The sequence below is a fragment of the Herbiconiux daphne genome (genome assembly GCF_024979295.1).
GTDB lineage: Bacteria > Actinomycetota > Actinomycetes > Actinomycetales > Microbacteriaceae > Herbiconiux > Herbiconiux daphnes.
Genome location: NZ_JANLCJ010000751.1, coordinates 1 through 536, shown reverse-complemented (window position 1 = coordinate 536; position 536 = coordinate 1). Strand labels below are relative to the sequence as shown.

Sequence of the window (536 nt, the reverse complement as noted above, 5' to 3'; positions counted from 1 at the left end):
GGCCCATAGCGGCTCGAAAGGGATAACCACGTCCCAGGCCTGATCGGTCGTGCCGTAGGGCGGGTCGGTGATCACGGTGTCGACGCAGGCGTCCGGCAGTGTGCGCAGGAACGCGATCGCGTCGTCGTTGCTGAACTCTAACACTCTTCTCACTCCATAAAAAAACCGGCGTCCCGTAGCATAGGCGACAACCGGTTATATAGTCAATCGTACAGGGCTAAAATCCATTCAGGCGGTCGCCAGTCCATATCATACCCACTGCGCAGCCAGTGGACATAAACCTCCGTACGGACGTAATACTCGACCAGATTCGACGAACCGGCGAGGAACTGCTCGTCGGATAGCTCGGCGTTGAGCCGCCCGCCGCAGCCGCTTTCGTGGTGGATCCAGAGCCGGTTACTCATTTCGCGAACCGGTCGAGATATTCGCCTTCACTGGCGAGCGGCAAACCCGGACACCATGCGCGCTCGCGACACTGCAATGCTTCCAGATCCTGCGGCGTGCGCGGGTCGCTGATCGGTAAATCTGCGACGGCC

Annotated in this window: 1 protein-coding gene; it reads right to left on the bottom strand. The window is 59.9% G+C overall.

Annotated features, from left to right (window positions below):
• Nucleotides 1-203: 203 nt before the first annotated feature.
• Nucleotides 204-404, bottom strand: a complete 201-nt coding sequence (locus N1032_RS27500; RefSeq protein WP_259543902.1) for a hypothetical protein — start codon at nucleotides 402-404, stop codon at nucleotides 204-206.
• Between the last annotated feature and the right edge of the window lie 132 nt (nucleotides 405-536).

Coding starts and splice junctions, on each gene's coding strand:
- N1032_RS27500 (WP_259543902.1), bottom strand. CDS start 404: ATGAGTAACCGGCTCTGGATCCACCACGAAAGCGGCTGCGGCGGGCGG.